Annotated in this window: 15 protein-coding genes; 6 read left to right on the plus strand and 9 right to left on the minus strand. The window is 56.6% G+C overall.

The window, feature by feature from the left end; translation table 11 throughout:
- Positions 1-46: 46 nt before the first annotated feature.
- The 8 genes from CAUR_RS04755 to CAUR_RS21165 form a co-directional block, all read right to left on the minus strand.
- The gene (locus CAUR_RS04755; RefSeq protein WP_012256796.1) at positions 47-1,252 is read right to left on the minus strand and encodes an ATPase, T2SS/T4P/T4SS family; all 1,206 of its coding nucleotides are present in this window, start codon (positions 1,250-1,252) and stop codon (positions 47-49) included.
- Positions 1,253-3,304: 2,052 nt separating this feature from the next.
- Positions 3,305-4,114, minus strand: coding sequence for an SAF domain-containing protein (locus CAUR_RS04760; RefSeq protein WP_012256797.1), 810 nt, complete (start codon positions 4,112-4,114; stop codon positions 3,305-3,307).
- A gap of 24 nt (positions 4,115-4,138) precedes the next feature.
- Complete coding sequence (locus CAUR_RS04765) at positions 4,139-4,651, minus strand: TadE/TadG family type IV pilus assembly protein (protein ID WP_012256798.1); 513 nt, start codon at positions 4,649-4,651, stop codon at positions 4,139-4,141.
- 9 nt (positions 4,652-4,660) lie between these two features.
- A complete protein-coding gene (locus CAUR_RS04770; protein ID WP_012256799.1) occupies positions 4,661-5,071 on the minus strand; it encodes a TadE/TadG family type IV pilus assembly protein in 411 nt (136 codons plus the stop codon).
- A gap of 564 nt (positions 5,072-5,635) precedes the next feature.
- Positions 5,636-10,189 (minus strand): SdrD B-like domain-containing protein, encoded by a 4,554-nt coding sequence (locus tag CAUR_RS04775; RefSeq protein ID WP_012256800.1) that lies wholly within the window; start codon positions 10,187-10,189, stop codon positions 5,636-5,638.
- A gap of 96 nt (positions 10,190-10,285) precedes the next feature.
- Positions 10,286-11,353 carry a hypothetical protein gene (locus CAUR_RS04780; RefSeq protein WP_012256801.1) on the minus strand — a complete coding sequence of 356 codons (1,068 nt, stop codon included), beginning with the start codon at positions 11,351-11,353 and terminating at the stop codon, positions 10,286-10,288.
- A 19-nt stretch (positions 11,354-11,372) separates the two neighbouring features.
- Entirely contained in the window at positions 11,373-12,662 is a 1,290-nt protein-coding gene (locus CAUR_RS04785) for a vanadium-dependent haloperoxidase (protein ID WP_012256802.1), read from the minus strand.
- A gap of 266 nt (positions 12,663-12,928) precedes the next feature.
- The gene (locus CAUR_RS21165) at positions 12,929-13,087 is read right to left on the minus strand and encodes a hypothetical protein (protein ID WP_157866390.1); all 159 of its coding nucleotides are present in this window, start codon (positions 13,085-13,087) and stop codon (positions 12,929-12,931) included.
- A 634-nt stretch (positions 13,088-13,721) separates the two neighbouring features.
- Between CAUR_RS21165 and CAUR_RS04795 the strand changes: the two genes are divergently transcribed.
- Positions 13,722-14,555 carry an FHA domain-containing protein gene (locus CAUR_RS04795; RefSeq protein ID WP_012256803.1) on the plus strand — a complete coding sequence of 278 codons (834 nt, stop codon included), beginning with the start codon at positions 13,722-13,724 and terminating at the stop codon, positions 14,553-14,555.
- On the opposite strand, the gene CAUR_RS04800 is transcribed toward CAUR_RS04795, so the two are convergent.
- The gene (locus tag CAUR_RS04800) at positions 14,499-15,158 is read right to left on the minus strand and encodes a hypothetical protein (RefSeq protein WP_012256804.1); all 660 of its coding nucleotides are present in this window, start codon (positions 15,156-15,158) and stop codon (positions 14,499-14,501) included. The two genes, CAUR_RS04795 and CAUR_RS04800, sit on opposite strands and share 57 nt — an antisense overlap.
- A gap of 217 nt (positions 15,159-15,375) precedes the next feature.
- On the opposite strand from CAUR_RS04800, the gene CAUR_RS04805 reads away from it, so the two are divergent.
- From CAUR_RS04805 to CAUR_RS04825, 5 genes are all read left to right on the plus strand, one after another.
- Positions 15,376-16,413: a fumarylacetoacetate hydrolase family protein gene (locus CAUR_RS04805; protein ID WP_012256805.1), complete on the plus strand. Its 1,038-nt coding sequence runs from the start codon at positions 15,376-15,378 to the stop codon at positions 16,411-16,413.
- 81 nt (positions 16,414-16,494) lie between these two features.
- Positions 16,495-17,220, plus strand: coding sequence for a class I SAM-dependent methyltransferase (locus CAUR_RS04810; RefSeq protein WP_012660567.1), 726 nt, complete (start codon positions 16,495-16,497; stop codon positions 17,218-17,220).
- Positions 17,221-17,238: 18 nt separating this feature from the next.
- Positions 17,239-17,853, plus strand: coding sequence for a class I SAM-dependent methyltransferase (locus tag CAUR_RS04815; protein ID WP_012256807.1), 615 nt, complete (start codon positions 17,239-17,241; stop codon positions 17,851-17,853).
- A 35-nt stretch (positions 17,854-17,888) separates the two neighbouring features.
- Complete coding sequence (locus CAUR_RS04820) at positions 17,889-18,269, plus strand: EamA family transporter (protein ID WP_242605070.1); 381 nt, start codon at positions 17,889-17,891, stop codon at positions 18,267-18,269.
- A gap of 41 nt (positions 18,270-18,310) precedes the next feature.
- Entirely contained in the window at positions 18,311-20,245 is a 1,935-nt protein-coding gene (locus CAUR_RS04825; protein ID WP_012256809.1) for a hypothetical protein, read from the plus strand.
- The last annotated feature ends 1,166 nt before the right edge of the window (positions 20,246-21,411 follow it).

A 21,411-nucleotide genomic window follows, 5' to 3' on the forward strand; every position in this document is an offset into this window, starting at 1 on the left:
GAAACCCGCAACGGATAACGCTCCAGGGCTATCTGAAGCAACCCCATCACATTCGCCCAAGCCCCCAACCGGCATTGACATACCCGGCCCGCATCAGACGGTCACTGCTGCGTTCGTAACGGAAGAGCGGATTGGTCGGAAATGGATCGCCACTCTGGCCCTGCGCACCCTGGGGAAGCACCTCCTCAATCGCAACCACCCCACGTTTACCGGTTGGCGTTCGCCCAATCTGCACAACCAGCAAATTCACAACATCCGACGTAATCAGACCGCGTACAATCTGCGCAGCCGCCTGGCCGGCCCCGGTCGTTTCCTGAGCCAGACCAATCAAGGCCATCCGCTCCAGATTGCGCAGCGCCCCTTGCACGGTAGCGGCGTGAATGGTGCCCAGGCCAGGGTGGCCGGTGGCAGCGGCCTGTAACATCGCCATTGCTTCACCACCACGCACTTCGCCGACAATGATGTAGTTGGGTTTCTGCCGCAGCGCAAACGTCACTGCCCGACCGAAACCACCCGGCTCCGGCGGAGCTTCGATATGCAGACTATTGGCGCTCCGCGGTAATTCGCCGCCATCTTCGATCACCACCAGCCGCATATGCCTGCCAATCGCCTGGGTCAGCGCAGCCGCCAGCGTCGTTTTACCACTCCCCGTTGGCCCGGCAATCAGCAGCGATGCCCCACCGTTCAACGCAGCTAACAAAAGATCACTCGCCTCACGGGTGATCACCTGGCCTTGAACCAGATCATCAAGCGTTGCCCATCGTTCAGGGAGCAACCGGATCGAAAGGCTCGGCCCGGCTGGGGAAGCACTACGACTGGTAATCGCGTAACGCAACCCATCAACGACACCCTGCACGAACGGCGGTAGTGGCTGATCAGGCGCAATACCCTGACTACGCCAGACAAGCTGCCGCTGTGTCCAATCAATCCAGGCCGGATGAACCATCACCCCGGTATTGACCATCATCCCCCGCTGCACCACAAAGAAGGGCGAGTCGGCAGGGCCATTAAAGAGAATGTCCGACACCGCGTGCTCCGGGTCGCGCCAGATTTCCAGCGGGCCATACCAGCCCACCTGCCGCCAGCAGATCGTCTTCCCCAGACCAAGTTGGGCAAAGGCTTCTTCAGGCGGAACGTGCCAGCAATCCCGCAAGCGACCACTGCGGAGCAACATACGCAGCTCCTCGGCAACTGTCGCCCCATCCTCCCCGCCGAGTACCGATTGACCGGGAATATCCCAATTCGCGTACATGCCACGTCCCCTCCACTGGACTGTGATGGTAATGGTTATTGATGTCATTTCAGACCGACGACAGCATCGCTGCGCTTGTAGCCGGCCTGGGTATCGTCAACAATGCTCTGCCAATCACAAGAGGGTTTCAACCGCTCTCACCCCTACAACCGTTCACGTTTATGGACGAACAGAACGTAAACGTATAGGTCAACGCAACTTCCACTGCATCGGAACGCCCCAAAGCCTGCTTCTGGTCGCCTCTCTCCACCGGTTCAGGATCGGCCACTGTGCTCACCCCCTCCTACCGCATCAGGCCACCCTGGCACAGCTCTTCAGCCGCCTCGTACCCATCGGTTCAGGAGCGGCCACTGTGTTCACCCCTTTCCTGTCGCAGCGGAATGCCCTGGCACAGCTCTTCAGCCGCCTCGCATCCACCGGTTCAGGAGCGGCCATCTGTGCCTTCCCCTACCGCATCAGTCCACCCTGGCACAGCTCTTCAACTGCCTCGCACCCATCGGTTCAGGAGCGGCCACTGTGCTCACCACCTCTCCTACCGCATCAGGACGCCCTGACCCGGGTCTTCAGCCCCCTGCCCGCCGGTTCAGGAGCGGCGACGGCACTTACCCCCTCCTGCCACAGCCGGATGCCCCGGCACAGCTCTTTAGTCTCCTCTCACCCACCGGTTCAGGAGCGGCACCGGCGCTCACCACCTCTCCTACCGCATCAGGACGACCTGGCACAGCTCTTCAGCCGCCTCGCACCCATCGGTTCAGGAGCGGCACCTGCCCCCCTCCTGCCGCAGCCGGATGCCCTGGCACTGGTCTTCAATATCCTCTCGCCCACCGGCTTAGGAGCGGCACCGGCGCTCACCCCTTTCCTGTCGCAGCCGGATGCCCTGGCACTGGTCTTCAATATCCCCTTGCCCACCGGTTCAGGAGCAGCCACCTGCGCTCACCCCCTCCTGCCGCAGCCGGACGCCCTGGTACAGGTTTCCAGCCTCCTCTCGCCCACCGGCTTAGGAGCGGCACCGGCGCTCACCCCTTTCCTGTCGCAGCCGGATGCCCTGGCACAGCTCTTCAGCCGCCTCGCACCCATCGGTTCAGGAGCGGCACCTGCCCCCCTCCTGCCGCAGCCGGATGCCCTGGCACCGGTCTTCAGCACCTCTCTTCCGCTGATACAGGAGCGGCACCTGCCCCCCTCCTGCCGCAGCCGGATGCCCCGGCGCAGCTCTTTAGTCGCCTCTCACCCGCCGGTTCAGGAGCGGCCATCCGCGCCATCTCCTACCGCATCAGGACGCCCTGACACAGGTTTCCGGCCTCCTCTCACCCACCGGTTCAGGATCGGCACTGGTGCTCACCTCCCTCCTACCGCATCAGGACACCCCGGCACAGCTCTTTAGTCGCCTCTCACCCACCGGTTCAGGATCGGCCACTGTGCTCACCCCCTCCTGCCGCAGCCGGATACCCTGGCACCGGTCTTCAACATCCCCTTGCCCACCGGTTCAGGAGCAGCACCTGTGCTCACCCCTCTCCTGCCGCATCAGGCCACCCTGGCACAGCTCTTCAGCCGCCTCGCACCCGCTGGTTCAGGATCGGCCATCTGCACCATCTCCTACCTCATCAGGACGACCCAAAGCCTGTTTCTAGTCTCCCCTCTCCCGCCGTGCGGGAGAGGGGCCGGGGGTGAGGGCGTTTAACGCATCTCCATGCCCTATCCCCCGTCTACAACCTCACGTTCTGTACGCCCCCGAAACCGTTCACGGTTGTACGTCGTCTACCGCTGGTACCGGCGCAACTAATTCCTTCTCCCCTTGCCCACTGCTTCAGGAGCGGCGACGGCACTTACCCCCTCCTGCCGCAGCCGGATGCCCTGGCACCGGTCTTCAACATCCCCTTGCCCACGGCCACCTGCATGCACTCCCCTTCCTACCTCATCAGGACGACCCAAAGCCTGTTTCTAGTCTCCCCTCTCCCGTCGTGCGGGAGAGGGGCCGGGGGTGAGAGCGTTTAACGCATCTCCATGCCCTATCCCCCGTCTACAACCTCACGTTCTGTACACCCCTGAAACCGTTCACGGTTGTACGTCGTCTACTGCTGGTGCCGGCGCAACTAATTCCTCGACCGTGATCTGACCAATGTCCAGCCGATCCAACGCCGGCAAGATCGGGGAGTCACTGCCGTAGCGTTCGCCCCACAACGGCAGACCGGCAGCCTGTACGGCCTGGATCACGTGTGACTGGTACGGCGTCAGTTCCAGGTAGGCAATACCTGCCTCTCCATCCACGTAGAGCACTCGCGCACCGCTGAGCAAACGACATGCATATGGTCGTGGCTGCAACGGCGAGTCTGGCGGATTCACGGTTGGCTCGCGCCCTGCGGCTGCCTGTCGTGCCTGATCACAGACATCAGGCGACCCATTCGGATCGCTGAAGCCGATATTGACCCGATCACGATGGGTGAGCGGGCCAATCGTCTCGGTACTGAACGGCACCGCAACCATCCCCGGCGTCAACGCCTCACCGTTCGGGTAGACCGGTTGGGTTGGTGCGTGCTCCATCAGCATCGAGGGCTGGAGCAGATCGTTCGCCGCAAGATGGCGGGCTGCATACTGCCCGACGGCCAATGCCGGTGAGCTAATACCGGTCAGTTGCACCGGACGATGACGGGGAAGCAGAACAACTGCAAGATCATCGGCACTGATTTGCTGTCCATACGGTACATCCCGCGCCAGAATCACCACCGGCTCGCTACGGCTTGCTTCCAGAAAGGCAATCACGGTAAAGACAGCCGTGATCAGCAAACCCAAACCGATGAGGATCGCCGGCAGGGGATTGCTGCGTCGGCGGCTCAGTGCCTGATGAAGCGTACCAATTGCAGACATGCGAGTGCTCCTTTCATTGCAAGGTTATGGCCGACTCAGGCGATCAATCGTGTCGGCGGCCCGAATACGCGGGCGAATCTCTCCTAAACCAAACAGACCGTGCAGGGTTGGTTGCACTTCAGCACAGAGTAGTGGAGTAGAGCTGGTCACATACGCACATGTCCCTCCTTGTGGTAACACTGTCCAGCGCACAGCCGCAGCCAGCTTGTCTGGATCATGACCGTCTAGCCGCGCAGTCCGCAGGTTGACGAGCAGAAATTGATGTGCTACGTTGACAATCGCCGCGCAATGACCGGGATTCGTGACAGTTACTGCCTGACAGGTGCGGCTACCGCGTAGCGATTGCGTGTTACGGGCCAGCATCGCGTAATCGAGGTGTTGTACAGCCGAGCGCGTTGCCTGCTGAAGTGCATCTTCAAGCAGTGCTACGTCCAGCCAGAGGTTAGCCACCTCAATCACCACCAGGATGAAGAGTGTCAGCGCTGGCAACATCAGCGCCAGGATTGGTAATGCCTGCCCGTGATGACGATGCCACATACGCCTCTCCTACTGTTGATCGCGCTCGGCAGCCCGTGTGGCACTGGCTCGTACCACCAGGTCCTCGCTAAAAGGAAGCAGTGCCGTTGTTGCCCAGAGTGAGGCCCGGTAGCGCACCTCAACCGTGATCGGGTCGTAGCGCCGGCATGGTCGGCGCGGACACGAAATGACAACCTCACTTGCCGCTACGTCAATACCGAGGCTTCCATGCAGTGCCTGCCGGGCTGCGAGTTCAGTTGCGGCACGATCACCTCCGGTCAGCGCAGCCTGATGCACTGCCGCACGAACCGCCTGATTGACGGCATAATGAATAAGCAGAATTTGCCCCACCGTAAAAAGACCTATAACCAGGGTGAGCAAGATCGGGAGGGCCAGTGCCATCTCGATCAGTGTCTGTCCCGGCGTACGATAGCGTTTCATCGCGTGCTCCTTTTCTCAACCGGTTGCAGGCTGTGAAACGATTTGTTTTGTGACCTGGAACCAGCCTGTGCTAACTGTCTGTCCTGCTGAGCTTTGTTCATCTGATGACACCCTCACCGGTGGCGAACGGCTGTACTTGTCAGACGCATTTGGTTTCGCCGAACGCGCATACTCCCTGGAACTCATTGCTTAACCCACCAGCTCGACCGGCTAGGCTTTGTGATCTGATGACACCTCCCTACCGGTGGCGAACGGCTATGGCTGCCAGACTCCTCCAGTTTTGCCGGACGTATATCCTGCCCTTGGCGCATCGCTTAACCTCCTGGCCCGACCGGCTGGACTTGGTGAGCTGATGACGCATCCCTACCGGTGGCGAACGGCTGTACCTGACAGACGCCCTTTGTTTCGCCGGACGCACATACTCCCTGGAACTCATTGCTTAACCCACCAGCTCGACTGGCTAGGCTTTGTGATCTGATGACATATCTCTACCGGTGGCGAACGGCTGTACCTGCCAGACGCCTTTGGTTTCGCCAGATGTATATCCTGACCAGAACTCATCGCTTAACTCCCCGGCCCAACCAGTGATCGCGGCGCCAGCAGGGTGATGTCAATCTGCCCGGATACGATCTGGCGTGCCGGATCAGGCAATGGTGCCACCGGAATGGGAGGCAGCGGTACGCCACCGATACTGCCCGGTGCCTGATTGATAATCTGCACCTCAAGTTCAACCTGGATCGTCAGCCGCGCCCGGTTTATCTGGTCGGTGGCGTACAGATAGACATCAGAGCGCATGGGCGGTACTGGAGGCCTGCTCCAGTAGAGATGTACCTGATCATCGAGATCGCGTTCGCGAATGATGGCTGCACCAAGTTGATCCCGACTTTCCCCACCGAGATAGCGATACAAGCAGCCACTGAGCAGTTTTGGTGTCAGTAGCGGTCGCGTCCCCGGACGGCAACCGGTGATGCCACGGCTATCGGCGGCTCGTGGATCGAAGCGCTGACCACCCACTTCAACTTCAGTCAGACTCCAGCCGACCACCCGCACCTGGTAGGCGTAGGGCCACGGTAATGGTTCATCACTGAATTGCAGATTGGCCAGTTGTGGTGTCAGATCGATCACCTCGCCGGTCGGCCAGGCAATAGCAGCACCTTCAGAGAGGTAGACACCGTTGGTCTGACTGCCATCGCGTGCCGCCGGGTCCAGGGTCGAGCGAATGGCAGCCCGCAGATCGCCGGTTGCAGTACCGATGGTAGTCGGAGGTGGGACAACATTGATGTTCAACGAAGCCAGATTGTCAACCGGATCATCAGCGGGTGTTTGCGTAGAAATCCGTGCTATCGCCGGCAAGACAGTTCCAGCCGGAACACGGGTCTGCACGACGACCTCAATCCTTGCCGCAGTTTGCCCATCCAGCGTTCCCAGATTCCATCGCAGTAAACGCCCTTGTTGGGTTGTGGGTGTACGACTGGCGCCGACCAATTGCACATCGGACGGCAGCTCAAATTCAAGCACGGTGTTGGCTGCCGGTCGCGTTTGCGCTGGACGGCGTCGGTAGAGGTTGCCATAATCAATTGTGTAAGCGAACACACTGCCCTGACCGACGATGCTGGTGGGAGCACGGAGCAGCACAAACGGATTGGGGCGGACAACAGCTACGGTTGCGCTGGCCTGATTATCCTGTTGATCAACAATCCGTTCCGGGGTGGTCGTGCTAATGGAGGCCTGCACATTCAACTGATCAATGGTTGGCGTAGCTGGTACATACATATCCAGCCGTAACTCACCACTGGCCGCAGGCACCAGATCACCGAGTGCGCAGAGCAATTGATTTCCCTGCTGCTGGCATCCGGTCGGTAGCGCCGGGAGCGTCACCGCTGCTGGCAGGAGTACCGTGAGTGTTGTCTGGCGGGCGACACCACTGCCGTGATTCTGGTAGCCAATCAACAGACGAGCCGTCTCACCTGCTGCCGCCGGAGCTGGCACGAAGGTTAAACGAATTGCCGGATTTGGCTGTAGATATGCAGTACTTGCCATCGCCGAATTATCGGTTGGAGAGTCGCCTGCCGTCGTTGTCGTTACCGTCGCCCGGTTATCAAGTCGACTGGCGGCATCTGGTCGCGGGCGGGCCTGAAAGCTGATGATTGCTTCCTGCTGCGGCGACAGGCTGCTCATCGTACAACGAAGTGTCCGCTCTGCTCCCGCATAGCGACAGGCTCCTGCCGGCGCCTGCAACAAACTGACGAAATCAACCTGATCTGGTAACGGATCGGCAATTGTTACCTGTGATGCAGTAGCTCTACCGCGATTCACGACCCGCAGGGTGTAGAGGAGCATGTCGCCACTCAGGACAGCAACCGGTGCTGTTTTAGAAATGCTAACCTCGGCGCGTGTCAGGCGGGTAAACTGCGTTGAGCTATTGTTTGTTGTGTTTGTGTCAGATGGTCTGGAACTAATGACAGCAGCAGTAGCAACGGTCTGGCTCAGATTACTGCCAATCGTTGTTGGGGCACGTACCAACACCTCAATTCTGCCGTTACTATTCGGATTCAGTTGTCCAATCTGCCAGCTCAAAGTTGTTCCCTGCTGCTGAACCGGCATACTGGCACTAATCAACTGTGATCCGGTTGGCACTGACATCTGAATCGTCACATTTGTTGCTGGGGCCAAACCGGTATGACGATAAGAGATGGTGTAGCGCAATTCGCCGCCGACCACTACTTCAGCCGGTGCATTCAGCTCTACGCTGAGATCCATCGCCGCCTGCAGGGCCATCAGACCGACATCAATATCTGTTTGTGTTGCACTGTGATTGAGAGCTATCGCTTGACTGAAACCACTACGCTCATCAATATCACTGTCGAGCTGTGCGTTTACACCACGGCCTGCCGGCGCAAAGGTATAACCTCCAGGCAAAGTCACGAACAAGCGATACTGACCAGGTTCGAGATTGGTGAATGTATAGCGACCCTGCGCATCGCTGGAAGTTGTGCGAGGATAGGTATTCACAGCAGGCGAAGAACCGGGCAAACGTTCCAGCCGGATCATCACGCCGCCAAGTCCAGGCTCATTGGCGTCTTGCATGCCATTACGATTGACATCGTGCCAGACCCGATCACCGATGGTAGCCGGACGAAATTGCCGGGTAAGCCCAATATCGACATGCTGAATCCGTTCACCACGCACCGGTATCATCAGTGCATTGCCGGTCATACCGTTCCCGGCGTGACGACCGGCAAACTCAACGACACCGAAGATGGGATGAGCATCGCTGTCAAGGTTTGCAGGACCGACACGTTGTGGCGAGTAGGTCATCCCGTTCAGCGGCTGACCGCTCAGGAATTGATGCGGAGCCACACGCATATGTAACGCCCGGTTGGGTGGCACTGCAACGGTATAGCTGCCGTCAGTAGCCGTTACCACGTGACCAAGTGGCACCGATTGACCGGGTTCAAAAACCTCAAGCCGTATACCACCCAATGGTGGTTCACCCGCTTCACGGACGCCATTCCCGTTAAGGTCATGCCAGAGTTGGCCACTGATAAATGCATATGTGCAGAGGAGTTCAAGATCGCCGAGCGTTGCCAGTTTATTACTGTTAGGCGGAATCAGGGTTATCGCACGGAATGGATGCGGTTGATTCGAGGTATACAACATCAGCCCCGATGCATTGTCACCCAGCAACGATGTTGCCACAATCGTCTCGGTTCCATCAGGGTTTGGGATAGCCAGTAAGCTACCCATGTGATTTTCAACATGCGCCGGATCAGTACCAGGATATTTATGCAAGTTGTCATTCAGCCAGTCGGCCCGATTTGCCAGAACTCTTGTACTTGAGTCATGAATATGCACCTGATCAGTGCGACTAACAGGAGATAATTCCAGCACCCATTTACCATCACTAAATCGATAATTAAGGCTATCGCCTTGAGCAGTTGCTGTATAGTGCCCTTGTGGTGGAACACCAAAGAACGTTAAGTCGCCAATTCGATCTCGTAACCCAAGACGCATAAACTGACCATCAGGACTAAATTCAATATCGGTCAAAAATGGCTGGGCATCAAAGATGACATTGTTTTTTCGATAAATTTTCAGTCTGTGCAAAGTTTCATTCCAGGCATTCCATCCAACCACTGAGCCATTAGGACTCAGATTTCTAAGTTCATGGAAGTACGTTGAACCAACAAACCGAACATTGAAGACATCGTTCACCAGTGGCTGATGTAAAACAACCTGCCAGCTATCCGAATTAACGTTCCATTCCAGTACGAACACCTGCGGTTCACCATTGGGTACGGCTGTATCCGTAACGCCAACCATCAAACGCGGACTGCCATCTGTTGAGTCGGCATTCGGCGCAAATTCCAGCGCAAAAGGCCGCAAATTCGCCAGTGTCTGCTGATGTTGACTGATGAGGTGTAGTGGAACGGTAACTGGTACCAGGCGTTGAGGGGTTTCCTTTGTAATATCGTATCGTTCTAGCTGGCGAGTGTGCAGGTTAACGATGTAGAGCGTCGTGCCATCGGGGCTGATCTCCATGTCTCCAAGACCAGTTTTACCCACCGCATCAAGAATTGCCGTATCGTCTGGATCATTGGACAAACGATCTGAACCGGCGTTAGGCACGGTAAACGATGGCCGCCATTGTCCGTTGTCGAAACGATATTCATACACACCGCCGGAACCGAGTGGGCCAAAACTGGTGAAGCGGCGGGTAAATGCGCCTGCGAATAAACGACGAATACCACTAATTGCTCCATCATCGTAAGCCAGACCATAGACAGAACCGATGCCACTGTTACTGGCCATTCGCTGCCGATAACCACCACTGGTTGTGCCAATAGGTGCCAGCATCTGCTTTGTGCTGCTGATGGTCACGCGCACCAGGGCCGGATCGTCAGCAGCAACTGGCTTATACATCGTGTCGGCAAAACAGGTAGTTGCCAGCGAAAGATCACCGTTGAGACATGGAACAGCACTGGCAAAACCGTATGACCCACTCTGTGCTACTGCCGGAATTGGTACCAGAACAGATAGCCCGATCAGGAGGATACTGAGGATTATCAATACTGCCAGCCAACGTGAGAGTACGGGTACAGGCGCACGAAAACCCATGCTGCGTCTCCTTACCTTGTTTTCGGACATGCACTCACCCAAGGCGACGCCTCTAGCGTCACCCGATGAGTGCCTGTTCTCCTGTCAGGGAAATACCTATCGTCCGACGAAAGGAATGTGTACGGTGTGTGAGGTATTAGGTAGTTGAATTGGTTCTATAGCTTGCGAATTACCAGCCCGATCAAATAGCCTGACTTGAAGCATACGCGCTTCCACAGGAATGGTGTCTAAGGTAACCTGCAGTTGATACGGTGTGCCTTCTGTGCTAAGAACAGCCGTAGTTATTGCCCCAACCTCAGTCTCACTCAATACATGAAACACCGGACTCCCAATGGTCGATCCATCTGAGGCAACAAATTGCCACTCAATAGCGTGCGGTAAGGGAGCGTATTTGTCGGTAAACCGTCCACTCATCACCAATCGGGCAGGTGTTCCAGCCGTATCTACGTCGGCCTGAGTGTGCGTTAACGTCGGCGGAGTGATGTCGCGAATCAGGGAAAACCAGTCACTTTTCGAGTTTGCAGTCTCTTCTCCCCATACTGCAACATAAATTAAGATTTCTCCCTCTAATGCCGGCAACGGATACTCCGGTTGGAGAGCTGGCTGATCGTTGAAGAAAAAATCGTGGATGACAAGTTCATCTGGGTGCGGGATTGCCACATATCCTTGTTTACCCCCGAAGATGTTAACGAGACGAACATTCACATGGTTCTGATTGGTATAACCGCTCATAGCCCGTTCAGGTGGTAGTAATTCCATTGTTACCTCAATCGGTCGTGCTCTGATGAACGGTGCATTCAGTGAGATGATTGTCCCATCAAGATCAAGCAATTGCACATAGAGTATCGGCGGTGCTTCAGGATCGTAATTGTTGTAATCGGGAGGTGGATTGACCCATTTGGTGGCGTTGCCATCCTCAACCTCGATCCATCGCCAGCTTACCTCATCGGTAGGTTCCTGGTTCCAACTCCAGCGTATTTTGTCTATGGTCGAGGGCAACCCGGTAAATGTCACTTCAATCCGGCCCGTGATCGTGATGTGATCACCTACCTGCATCTGGGGCTGCGTTGATTGAGCAGCAGTCGGCTGCGAAAGCAACAATAGTATCCACACCAATCCCCAGCAGGTGATCCATAGCGAGTGACGATGATTGCTGAGAAACATCGTTGTAACTCCTCTTCAATTAGCGGCTCAGTACATAACGGGCAACTTCACTCCCTAACGCCATTCCCTGCTTCCCATCCATGACCCAATGTATCCCCCCAATGATGCGTGAACGGGTTGCATCTGCTACTTCTTTGATGAACAGCTCTTTGTGTTGAGGAAAAGCAACCATCAACAGATTGGCAGCAGCCGAGCTGAACGCCGCATGACCGGAGGGGTATGAAGGGTGCGGTGGGGTGGGCAACACTGGCTGCCAGCCCGGTTCGACAATGTTCATCCACTGCTCAGGGCGGGCAAACCCATAAAGATACTTGTTGTACCAGCAGGCGACCGCTGTATCGTGCATAGCGACACCGAGGTGTGCCAGGAGTGAAGCAGTCTGTAATTCATCGAGATTCTGAACCACAGCCGTTGTAATCGCTGTCTCAAACCAGATGCCGGGTACGGTTGGCGTACCCACATCGGCATGCCATTGCCACGCCAGCGAACGATGCTCCTCGGTCAGCACTTGCTGCGCAGCTCGAAAGGTTGTACGCTCCTGTTCCATGGCGCTGCTGTCCCAGGCCGGAGGGGCAGGTAGCGTTACAGCACTGCCATCCGGTAGGGCAACCGTTTTGACCGATCCCCAGTGAGCGTCCAGCGGCAATTGAGCGGTCGCCCATCCACCTGCTGCCGGCAAAGCAATCTCGACCGCTGCATCGCTCCCATCTTGTTGTGCCCACGCCACGATCTGTTCCCCGACCGCTCGCCCGATCTGAAAACTATGTTCAAGCTCCACCGGCGACATCGGATCACGCTGCCATAACCCGTACCAGCGCGCATCGTGAACATCTTGATCAATCTCGGCACTGTGTTGCGGGTGCAGGTAGCGCAGCACCGGCCAGGCTGCACCGGCCAGTACGGCAGTCTCGTTGATGGCGCCTTCCTGAGCAGCTTCATTGCTAATAATGAGCGCATCATTCAATGCCACCGAGATTAGCATCAGTCCGCGTGCTGCCCGCGTTGGCGGTAACCCATCACGGGCGATGTAGCCAATAGCAATTTTTACCCAACTGACAACAAACTTGTTGACAAAGCCAGACGGTGGCGCAGTTGGAATGTCTTCAGGGACGGGATTGTCAGGAACACTCGCCAGCACCGCAGCCGGATCGGTGACCAACCAGAGGCGTGGTTCAAGCGGACTTGCCAGCTTCCCAGTAGAAATAGCCTGCGAAACCGATGGTGGTTTACTTGCAGGTGTGGTTGCCCCCGGCGATAGCGTACAGGCAGTCAGTAGAACGAGCAGAACAAGTAGCTGGACGATTCGCATGCAACACCTCATCGCGAAAAAACGTGTACACATATAGAACCGTGAAACATGCCAAAACGGTGCGCGGAATTTTTGAGATTTTTTGGTTGAATTTTGGCGCGTAGTTGTTTTTGAGACCGGTTCTCAATAAATGAGGCTCCGATGATCCCCACGAGGCACCCGGAGCGAATCCCGTTGCCAGACAGCGGCGCCCGTGGCGTATTGTGTGGAGTGCGTCAACCGTGCTCACGATCAGACGTGGGGCAATGCATTACCCACAACTGGTGTCAACCACGGGTGTGTGAGCGGGTATGATCGCCATGGGTGCTGTTGTGGGCAACTGGCTCGGTGGCAGTGCGCAGCTCCAGCCGTGCTATCACGTGCTGGATGGATTGACTTACCCGCTCGTTATGCGCGTGTCGCACGGTTTGGAGTGCGGCAGCCATGCTGCCGCGCCAGTCGTGCTCACGTTCCGGCACGTGGCACGCCGTTGACCCTACCGGTCACGGACGGTTTTTTGAAATAGGTTCTAGCCTACCCTGCTCCTGGCCCGTCAGCAGAGCGCAGTTCCGGTTGTGCCATCACGCGCTAGATGGGGTGCCTTGCCTGCTCGTCATGCGCGTGTCGCAGCGTTTGGAGTGCGGCAGCCATGCTCACGATCCAGCGTGTGTCACGCTGTTGACACCACCATGGAACTCGGTCAGTAATGACCGATATAACTTTTGGTGGATAACTCAAGTTATTACCAATGCTGTGAGCAGGCCATGGAGGCCGACTGTCAGAATAAACAGTACGACGTTGCACTCAACATCGTATGGCATAACCGCATGGATGTGGGTAGTAGCCAGTTCTCATGGACGTGCTTCGTCACGACTCACAGTAGCAACCCGGGTTATATCCATCCTCTGTGTCTCTGTGGTGACAAAGGGAGCAAACTGGGTTAGATATTTTTGAAACAGGTTCTAACACAGAATAACGAAGTACAAATGCCTTTGCTCAATTTCTTTCAACAATGTGCGTAACCTTTGCCCTCCTCAACCGGTTTATATACAGAGCGTATCATCGTATGAGGAGGGCTATATGCGTCGCTGCCATCCAATCATCGTGGCACTAGCACTTATCTCTATGTGGGGAACACTCGTTGCAGCTACAACGACCCCTCCCGCTCCCGCTTCGCCACCACTACCCCTTATTCTCGGCGTCGAACGTATCTCACCAACGGCGTGGGCGGTGCTGTTGCACTGCCCCTATCCTCCTTACGATCTGTATGTGTGGACCGGTAACTCGACAATTCAACGTCCAAAAGCACTCATTCGATTGGCAGAGGCGCGCTGGCAGGCCCAATTCGCCGGTGCGTTGCCAGAGATGGCAACACTGTATGGTTGTGGGCAACAAGCAGCATTCGTCGTTGCCTATCCGACGATAGTGTCGCCATCAGAATGGATCGTAGGGATCGGTCTGGCAGGGGCAGGTGCGTGTGGGATGTGGTTGATGTGGCGAAGACGACCAAAACCGGCCCGACCGTCGGCTCCGGCGCCGATGCCAGCATGGAGTGTGTATCTCCACGATGATCAGGGTGAGCGAACGATATCGCTGCCCCCCGGTCTCTTCTCTATCGGCAGTGATCCAGCCTGCCATCTGATCGTTCTTAGCGCAGACATTGCACTACGTCATGCGCACCTGATGGTGAGTGAAACCACTGTCCATATTGTCGATCTGGCCAGCCCTTCAGGTGTTTTTAGCGGGCCGGTACGGCAGCGGCTACGACCACATACCCCCGTACCTGTGGACAACAATGACATCTGGCTTGGCACCTCGGTACGTTTGCGCTTGTCTCGTGCACAAGTATCTCAGCCGCTATTCGACCACCCCTTGTCGGCTCACACCCAGAAAGACCGGCGGTCGCACCCGTAACATCAAGCCGAGATCAACGAGGATGTGAATAAAAATAACCGTCCAGATGTCCTGATACAGGTAGAGGCAGAGGCTCCAACCCAACACAAGCGCCATTTCAGCGAGGGGGCGCAACTTGCGAATCCGCATCGATTGCGGCGAGTCGTCAAGGTGAGGCGGGAGGTACGGCAACCAGAATAGTCCATGGATAACACCACCATAAATGACAAAGGCGGTGAAGCCGACAGCAAAGCCCAGCGGGCCAACCAGCGTCGGCCAGAACTGACCGGCTAACCCATTGCCGATCCATTCGCCTAGCCGGTATACGGTCGCAAAGGCAAATGTTTCGATGACGCCATTGCCGATGCTGAAAATGATCGTTGGCCCCCACAGAAATGGTCGCCCATCGTGACGGGCGACCAGCACGTATAACACCTGACTGAGGGCAAAGCTGACCAGTAAGAATATCACAAACCAGGGATTGGCCAGCGTTGCCGGAACGTTCCAGCTTCTGAGCCAATCCCCCAGGATCGGAATCCCGATCAACAACGAGATGAGCCAGTAGAACAAAATGTACTGATCAAGGCGGCTCAGAGTGCGTTGGTTGGTCAGTTCGTACTCCATAAAAATAGTACCTCGTTTTGTTTTTGATTGAAAGAAATAAGAGTTGTTTATATGCAATATACTACCATAATCCAGCTACTTTGCCTAGAGGAGAAGTGAACAAATTGTGTCGTAAATGTGTGCATTTTTAGCGATGTCACGAACATGCCTGCTGCCATGATCCGGTATGATATGAGCAGTCTGGTCAGTATACGGTGTTTACGCCGGTGTGCACACCATGCAACCAGAGAAGGGGATGATTGTGCGTCTTGTGAGTTTTATTCCTCCTGCCGGAGGCGATGTTCGTAGTGGCGTATTACTGGGTGATACGATCATTGATCTGGCTACGGCTGCACCTTTGGTTAGTGAGGATATTGTTGATGCGCCCTGGGATATGCTCACGTTGCTCAGCGGTAGCCATCCTGATGTTACCCTGGCTACAGCCGCCGATATTGTGCAGGCGGTGGTGAGTTTGATGGGTAGCGAGGAACCGATGAACGAACCCTCAACCAGCTTTTCCTGGCATGATGGTCTCGTCATTGGTGAGGATGCATTAGTTGTACCGGTGTCGCAGGTACGTCTGGTGTCACCGTTACCGCGAGTGGTGTCACTGCGTGAATTTGATGCCTTTGTCGATGATCAAGCAGCGGCTCTGCGCCAGGCAGCAGGCTACTGGATCGGTGATCGCCGGCACCCCGCCTTCCGTTTTGCCGCTCATACCGCGATTTACGGCCCTGATGAGTCAGTCGAATTACCGGCCTCTGCCCCCCTCGATTGTGGGATGGCCCTGGGATGTGTGATTGGGCAGACCGGGCGCGATATTTCACCCGCCGAAGCCGATGCGTATATCGCCGGCTATCTGCTGGCAAATGCCTGGACAATCCGCGACCCTCTCCTGGCAGCTCTGCGCCCGCGTGATGTTGCCACATCGCTCGGCCCCTGGCTGGTCACTGCTGATGAGCTGGAGTATTACCGTGACGACGATGGCCGTTTGCTCTTGACGTTGCGTCTGCTGATCAATGGCCAGGAAGTGAGTCGCTATCATACCGGACGGATGCGGTTTTCGTTTGCCGAACTGATTGCCTTTGCCAGCCAGGATACGTGGTTGCAACCAGGCGAGATTATCCTCAGTGGCGTGGCTGCCGGAGGATGCCTGCTCGACATTCAGGGTGATAGTGGGCCATGGCTTCGTGATGGTGATGAGGTGATCATCGAATGTCCGGAACTGGGCCAGCTTCGTTCGCCGGTTGGATGGTTCGCCGGTAGTGATTATTGATGACGTACATATGCCAGCTTGCCATTCTTTTTGCTATCTGGTATAGTCCGCCCGATTATGGAAAAGAATGAGTACACAACAATGGCAGCCGTTGAGCTGCAACACTGGTGGTATGGTGGTATGCGAGCCATCAATGCCGCCTTGCTCGAACGATTCTTGCCTCCTCACCGCAATCTTCAGATTCTCGATGCCGGTTGTGGCACCGGTGGGGATGCCCTTTTTCTGCGTCGCTATGGCATGGTGGTTGGGCTTGATCTGGCCGCTGAAGCGTTAGCTCTCGCTCGTCAGCGGCTGCCTGGTTGTCTGGTTCGTGGTTCGGTCGTACAGTTGCCGTTTGCCGACCAGAGCTTTGATCTGGTCACGTCGTTCGATGTGCTGTATCATCGTGCCGTGATCGATGAGCAACACGCGCTGCGCGAGATGTGGCGTGTGTTACGCTCAAATGGTCGTATTCTCATCCGGTTGCCGGCATACGAATGGTTGCGCTCTTCGCATGACCGGCAGGTACACACTCGTCATCGTTACACTGCCGGTGAGGTACGGCGTCTGCTGGAAACAAATGGATTTGTGATTGAGCACCTGACCTATGCCCTGACCATCCTCTTTCCCCTGTCGGCAGCGGTACGCCTGCTCGAACGTGTCCTGCCTGCCCAACAGCAACACACCGATTCAGCGATGGTCATGCCATCAAAGCCGCTCAATACACTGCTCCGCCTGCCGATGATGGTCGAGGCGGCATACCTTGCACGCGGTGGTCGGTTTCCTTTTGGTCTCTCAATCGTGTCTCTTGCTCGCAAAGCTGTCTGATTAACGAAATGGTTCGTTATGATGTTCGATCTTCTCCTCAACCGATTAAGCACTACGCCAGAACTCTGGAATCGCTTACGCTGGCTGGTTGAAGCTGGTTTCACCGGTGAACATCTGGCCATCGCTCGCGAATTACGTCCGTGGCACGGCGATCACCGCCGTTTTCTCGATTTGGGATGCGGTACCGGTGAGTTTGCCGCTGATTTTCCAGCCCATCGTTATATTGGCGTTGATCCGTCACTCACCTATTTGCGGTTTGCTGTTCGCCGCCGACCGGGTTCCTATGTTGCTGCCGGTGGTGAAGCCTTACCGTTTGCCGATCAGACGTTCGATGCCGGTTTGATCCTCGGTGTCCTCCACCACCTTCCCGATACAACGGCCCGGCTGGTGATGCACGAGGTGTATCGGGTGATGCGACCAGGAGCCACTATCCTGGTGATGGAGGACACGCCACCACCACCCGGTCAGAACCCGCTTGGTCACTTGATGCATGCGCTGGATCGAGGTGGGTATATTCGCCACGATGCCGATTATCAGGCAATGTTCGGCGATGGCTTCGATGTGGTACGTCATTACCCGCTTCGTTCAGGGATTTGTGATTACGCTGTCTACGTGTTACGTCGACGACCATGAAACCGTTATTCGCTTATTCACAAAAGTTTCGTTCTATGCTACTGGTGCTCTCACTCTTGATCACCGCCAGTGCGCTGACCGTTACTGGCGAGGTGCTGCTGAAGATCGGTATCAATCACGTGACCTCTCAGGTCGGTGCTTTTTCGCTTGATCCGCGGGTGCTCTGGGCCACCTTTACCGATTGGCGGGTTATTCTGGGGTTTGCCCTCGTCTTCGGTGGGGCTATCTTCTGGCTCGGTGTCATCTCGCGCGTCGATCTCTCGTTTGCCTACCCTTTGCTGGCGCTCAATTATGTGATCATTTTGATCCCTTCACGCATCCTCCTCAACGAAGCCGTATCGCCGGTTCGGCTGATTGGTGCACTCATTATCGTTATCGGTGTCATTGTCATTACCTGGAGTAGTGGTAAGTCGTGATCCCTGCGATACCAGAGGCGGTTCGGCAGTTGGTGTCCACTATGCGCCATCGTGTGCTATCGCTGGCAATGGTGCTGGCTCTGGTCGCTATAGGCAGTGTGCTGGCCTATCAGGCACCGCTGCATGTTCATCTGGCAGTAGGTGGTGATCCCCGCACTCAGCGTCGCGAAGACGATGCGCCGTTTCTCCGCATGATGCACGCCGCTGAACCGGCAGTGCCTGCTGTAGGCGAGTGGTGGCAATTACCCGGTGCAGATGATCCGTATCGCTGGACGCAACCAGAGAGTAGCCTGCTGTTACCCGGCCTTGGTGGCGGTCATTGGCTGGTAACGGTGCGTGCTCAGGGTGGGCGACCGGACGGTACACCGACATCGTCTGAGTGGCAGGTTGGGAGCGAACCTCCGCTGGTTCTGTCGTTGCCGGCAACACCGGCACGCCGTTACACGCTGCTGGTACCTGCAAACGGTACCTTGCAACTTACGTTTCGGAGTACCCCCCTTCAGGTCGATGGCGATCCGCGTGCGCTTGGTTTCGTCTTGCGCGATGTGTGGGTACGGCCGATTGATACATGGCAAATGCCTGATTGGGTTCAACTAGCCTGGGTAGGGTTGATCCTGACAGCACTGTGGGTTTGGGGTCAGAGCATTGAACTGCGCTCCCACTGGATCATTGCGCTGCTAAGCGGGAGCGGCATCATCATAGTGGCGGCATTTGCTCTGTTTCGCCTCGCGTTCGCACTTGTAAACCCTCTTCTGGCCGGTTTGATCCTGTTTGCCACTATTGTCAGCGTTGGCCTGGCCTGGCGCTGGCCGCAACACCTGGCCTGGCGGCAGGCCATTGCCCTGACTCAGGTCGCCCTGATTGTCCGCCTGGCCGGATTGTTGCATCCACATGCGATCAGCAGTGATGCCGGTTTTCACGCCAATAATCTGCTCCGCCTCGGCCTGGGTCAGGTCTTTTTAACTGCTGGATTGCCGGCGGATGCTGGTGGTGGGATTGCCCCCTATCCGGTCGGCTTTTATTTGTTGGCCTTGCCATTGCAATTGCTGGTCGGCGATGATTTTGCCTCCCGTCTCGTCCTGGTCACAGTAGTCGCGGCTGCCCTTGACAGCTTCTTCTGCCTGGCGATCTGGTGGTGGATCAAACAGGCCGGCTTCGGCCTGCGGGCAGCATTGTTCGGCGCTGCCTGTTACATCGGCGCAACCCAAGCCTTTGAAGCCCTGTCTATCGGTGAGCTGGCTAATGTTGGTGGACAGGCCCTTATGCTTCCGGCACTCATCGGATTGTTCAGCGGTGCTTCCGCTCGCCAGAGCGGTTGGTTAGCGCTGATAGGCTTAATGCTGGCGATCTGTGCCGGTTTACTCGCCCATTCTGGGGTGACCCTGGGATTTGGGCTGTTGATCGGGTGGGCATGGGTGCTGGCATGGCAACAGCCATCAACCGTGACCACGCCGTTGCGATTATTCGCTGCTGCTGCTGGCGGGCTGGGATTGGCGCTAATGGTCGTCTACACCGCCCCCACGTATCTCGACCTGATCGTCCAGCGAAGTGGACAGGGGGCCAGTGGCGGTCTCGCGCCGATGCAGATTCTGAGCGATACAGTGCTGGCACTTGTCGGTTTGCAACCACCACACCGGCGCAGCCTGGTGTTGCCATTCGGTCTGGCGCTCGCCAATCTATTCGGATTATGGCTTCTCTGGCGCTCAGCGTCGGTTGAAGCGTCGCGTTTACGCTGGTTGATCGGCGCATGGTGGGCCGGCACCTTGACCGGCCTGGTCTTGCTGCTCGTCGCCGATCAGGGCTTACGCTGGGGATTATTTCTCTATCCGGCACTCTGCATTTCAGCCGGTATTGCCCTGGATCGGCTCGCCACTCGCTCCGTTTGGGGGCAATGGTTGGCTACGGTGGGGATGGTGACCATCGTCGGGCAAGGGGTATGGTTATGGGTTGCGCAGATCCGCGATTACTTGCATTGAGGCATCCAACTGAACCTACCTGCCGGGATTGCGCTCGCCATCGATGGATTACGTCAACACTTGCTCGCAGATAGGCACCATTCTGGGGTTAAATGTATGGCACGCGAACCAAGCCGTAGCCTTTCGCTACCCCTTGTTCGCCACATTCCGTAGGGGTGGGTTCAGAACCCGCCCCTACCTGGTATCCAACCATCGCACAGGCGCATGCACGCTTGCCAATCACCAAAGACGACCCATCCTGCTCCCGGCACGCCGGTATGGAAGCGAGGGTGCTGATGAGCATCTCCATTGCAATCACTCGCCGGATTGATTACTTTGGCCGCTCTTCATGCGCGTGTCGCATCGTTTGGAGTGCGGCAGCCATGCTGCCGCGCCAGTCGTGCTTCGTGCCAGGCGCGTGCTACGCCGTTCACGGGGATGCTGTGTATTCTCGGCACGATCATGGAGTCTGTTAGTAAGTAACCCAAGTTGCCACATTATACTGTGAGCAGGCCATGTGAGACTGACTGCCAGGATGAACAGCACGACGCTGCGCACCACATTGTGCAGCGTACCTGAACGGTATGCATCGTTTGGATAGCAGCCAGTTCCGTAGACGCACTACGTCACGCACATCTGGTATGCCCATCCGCCGTGTCTCTGTGGGGATATATAGGGAGCACCTTGGGTAACGATCTATCCGCGTTCATCCGCCTCACCCGCGTCCATCCGTGTTCCACCCCTCACCCCGTCGCGCTCAACGCCCCGCACCGCTGTGGTGACGTAAGGGGGTAACTTGGATTACGATACTTGTACGAAACAGCCACTGATTGCCAGACACCTGTCTCATCTCGCAACTTGAGGCGAGATGCCGGAGGGGCGACGTATACGTCACCCCTCCCCGTTTGTGCAACAGCCTCTACACCTGATCGCCACGTTTCTTCACAGCATGATAACAGGGACGCCAGATGTCATCCTTGCCGGATAGTTGTACCTTCTCCGCTTCTGTCTAAGCGCTGGGTACAGCTTCAGGCAACATCGAACGAAAAACTCCTTGCGCTCTGCACTCGTGTGGTATTTGGTAACAGACAACCGGACAGAATCTCTACCCAGTTTGCCTGCATTCTGAACCGATTGCATCTCTTCACGGTCAGTCTCAGAATCCCCGACGCGCAACAAAAACGCTC

Source organism: Chloroflexus aurantiacus J-10-fl, from assembly GCF_000018865.1.
GTDB lineage: Bacteria > Chloroflexota > Chloroflexia > Chloroflexales > Chloroflexaceae > Chloroflexus > Chloroflexus aurantiacus.

Coding starts and splice junctions, on each gene's coding strand:
- CAUR_RS04755 (WP_012256796.1), bottom strand. CDS start 1,252: ATGTACGCGAATTGGGATATTCCCGGTCAATCGGTACTCGGCGGGGAG.
- CAUR_RS04760 (WP_012256797.1), bottom strand. CDS start 4,114: ATGTCTGCAATTGGTACGCTTCATCAGGCACTGAGCCGCCGACGCAGC.
- CAUR_RS04765 (WP_012256798.1), bottom strand. CDS start 4,651: ATGTGGCATCGTCATCACGGGCAGGCATTACCAATCCTGGCGCTGATG.
- CAUR_RS04770 (WP_012256799.1), bottom strand. CDS start 5,071: ATGAAACGCTATCGTACGCCGGGACAGACACTGATCGAGATGGCACTG.
- CAUR_RS04775 (WP_012256800.1), bottom strand. CDS start 10,189: ATGGGTTTTCGTGCGCCTGTACCCGTACTCTCACGTTGGCTGGCAGTA.
- CAUR_RS04780 (WP_012256801.1), bottom strand. CDS start 11,353: ATGTTTCTCAGCAATCATCGTCACTCGCTATGGATCACCTGCTGGGGA.
- CAUR_RS04785 (WP_012256802.1), bottom strand. CDS start 12,662: ATGCGAATCGTCCAGCTACTTGTTCTGCTCGTTCTACTGACTGCCTGT.
- CAUR_RS21165 (WP_157866390.1), bottom strand. CDS start 13,087: ATGGCTGCCGCACTCCAAACCGTGCGACACGCGCATAACGAGCGGGTA.
- CAUR_RS04795 (WP_012256803.1), top strand. CDS start 13,722: ATGCGTCGCTGCCATCCAATCATCGTGGCACTAGCACTTATCTCTATG.
- CAUR_RS04800 (WP_012256804.1), bottom strand. CDS start 15,158: ATGGAGTACGAACTGACCAACCAACGCACTCTGAGCCGCCTTGATCAG.
- CAUR_RS04805 (WP_012256805.1), top strand. CDS start 15,376: ATGCAACCAGAGAAGGGGATGATTGTGCGTCTTGTGAGTTTTATTCCT.
- CAUR_RS04810 (WP_012660567.1), top strand. CDS start 16,495: ATGGCAGCCGTTGAGCTGCAACACTGGTGGTATGGTGGTATGCGAGCC.
- CAUR_RS04815 (WP_012256807.1), top strand. CDS start 17,239: ATGATGTTCGATCTTCTCCTCAACCGATTAAGCACTACGCCAGAACTC.
- CAUR_RS04820 (WP_242605070.1), top strand. CDS start 17,889: ATGCTACTGGTGCTCTCACTCTTGATCACCGCCAGTGCGCTGACCGTT.
- CAUR_RS04825 (WP_012256809.1), top strand. CDS start 18,311: ATGCGCCATCGTGTGCTATCGCTGGCAATGGTGCTGGCTCTGGTCGCT.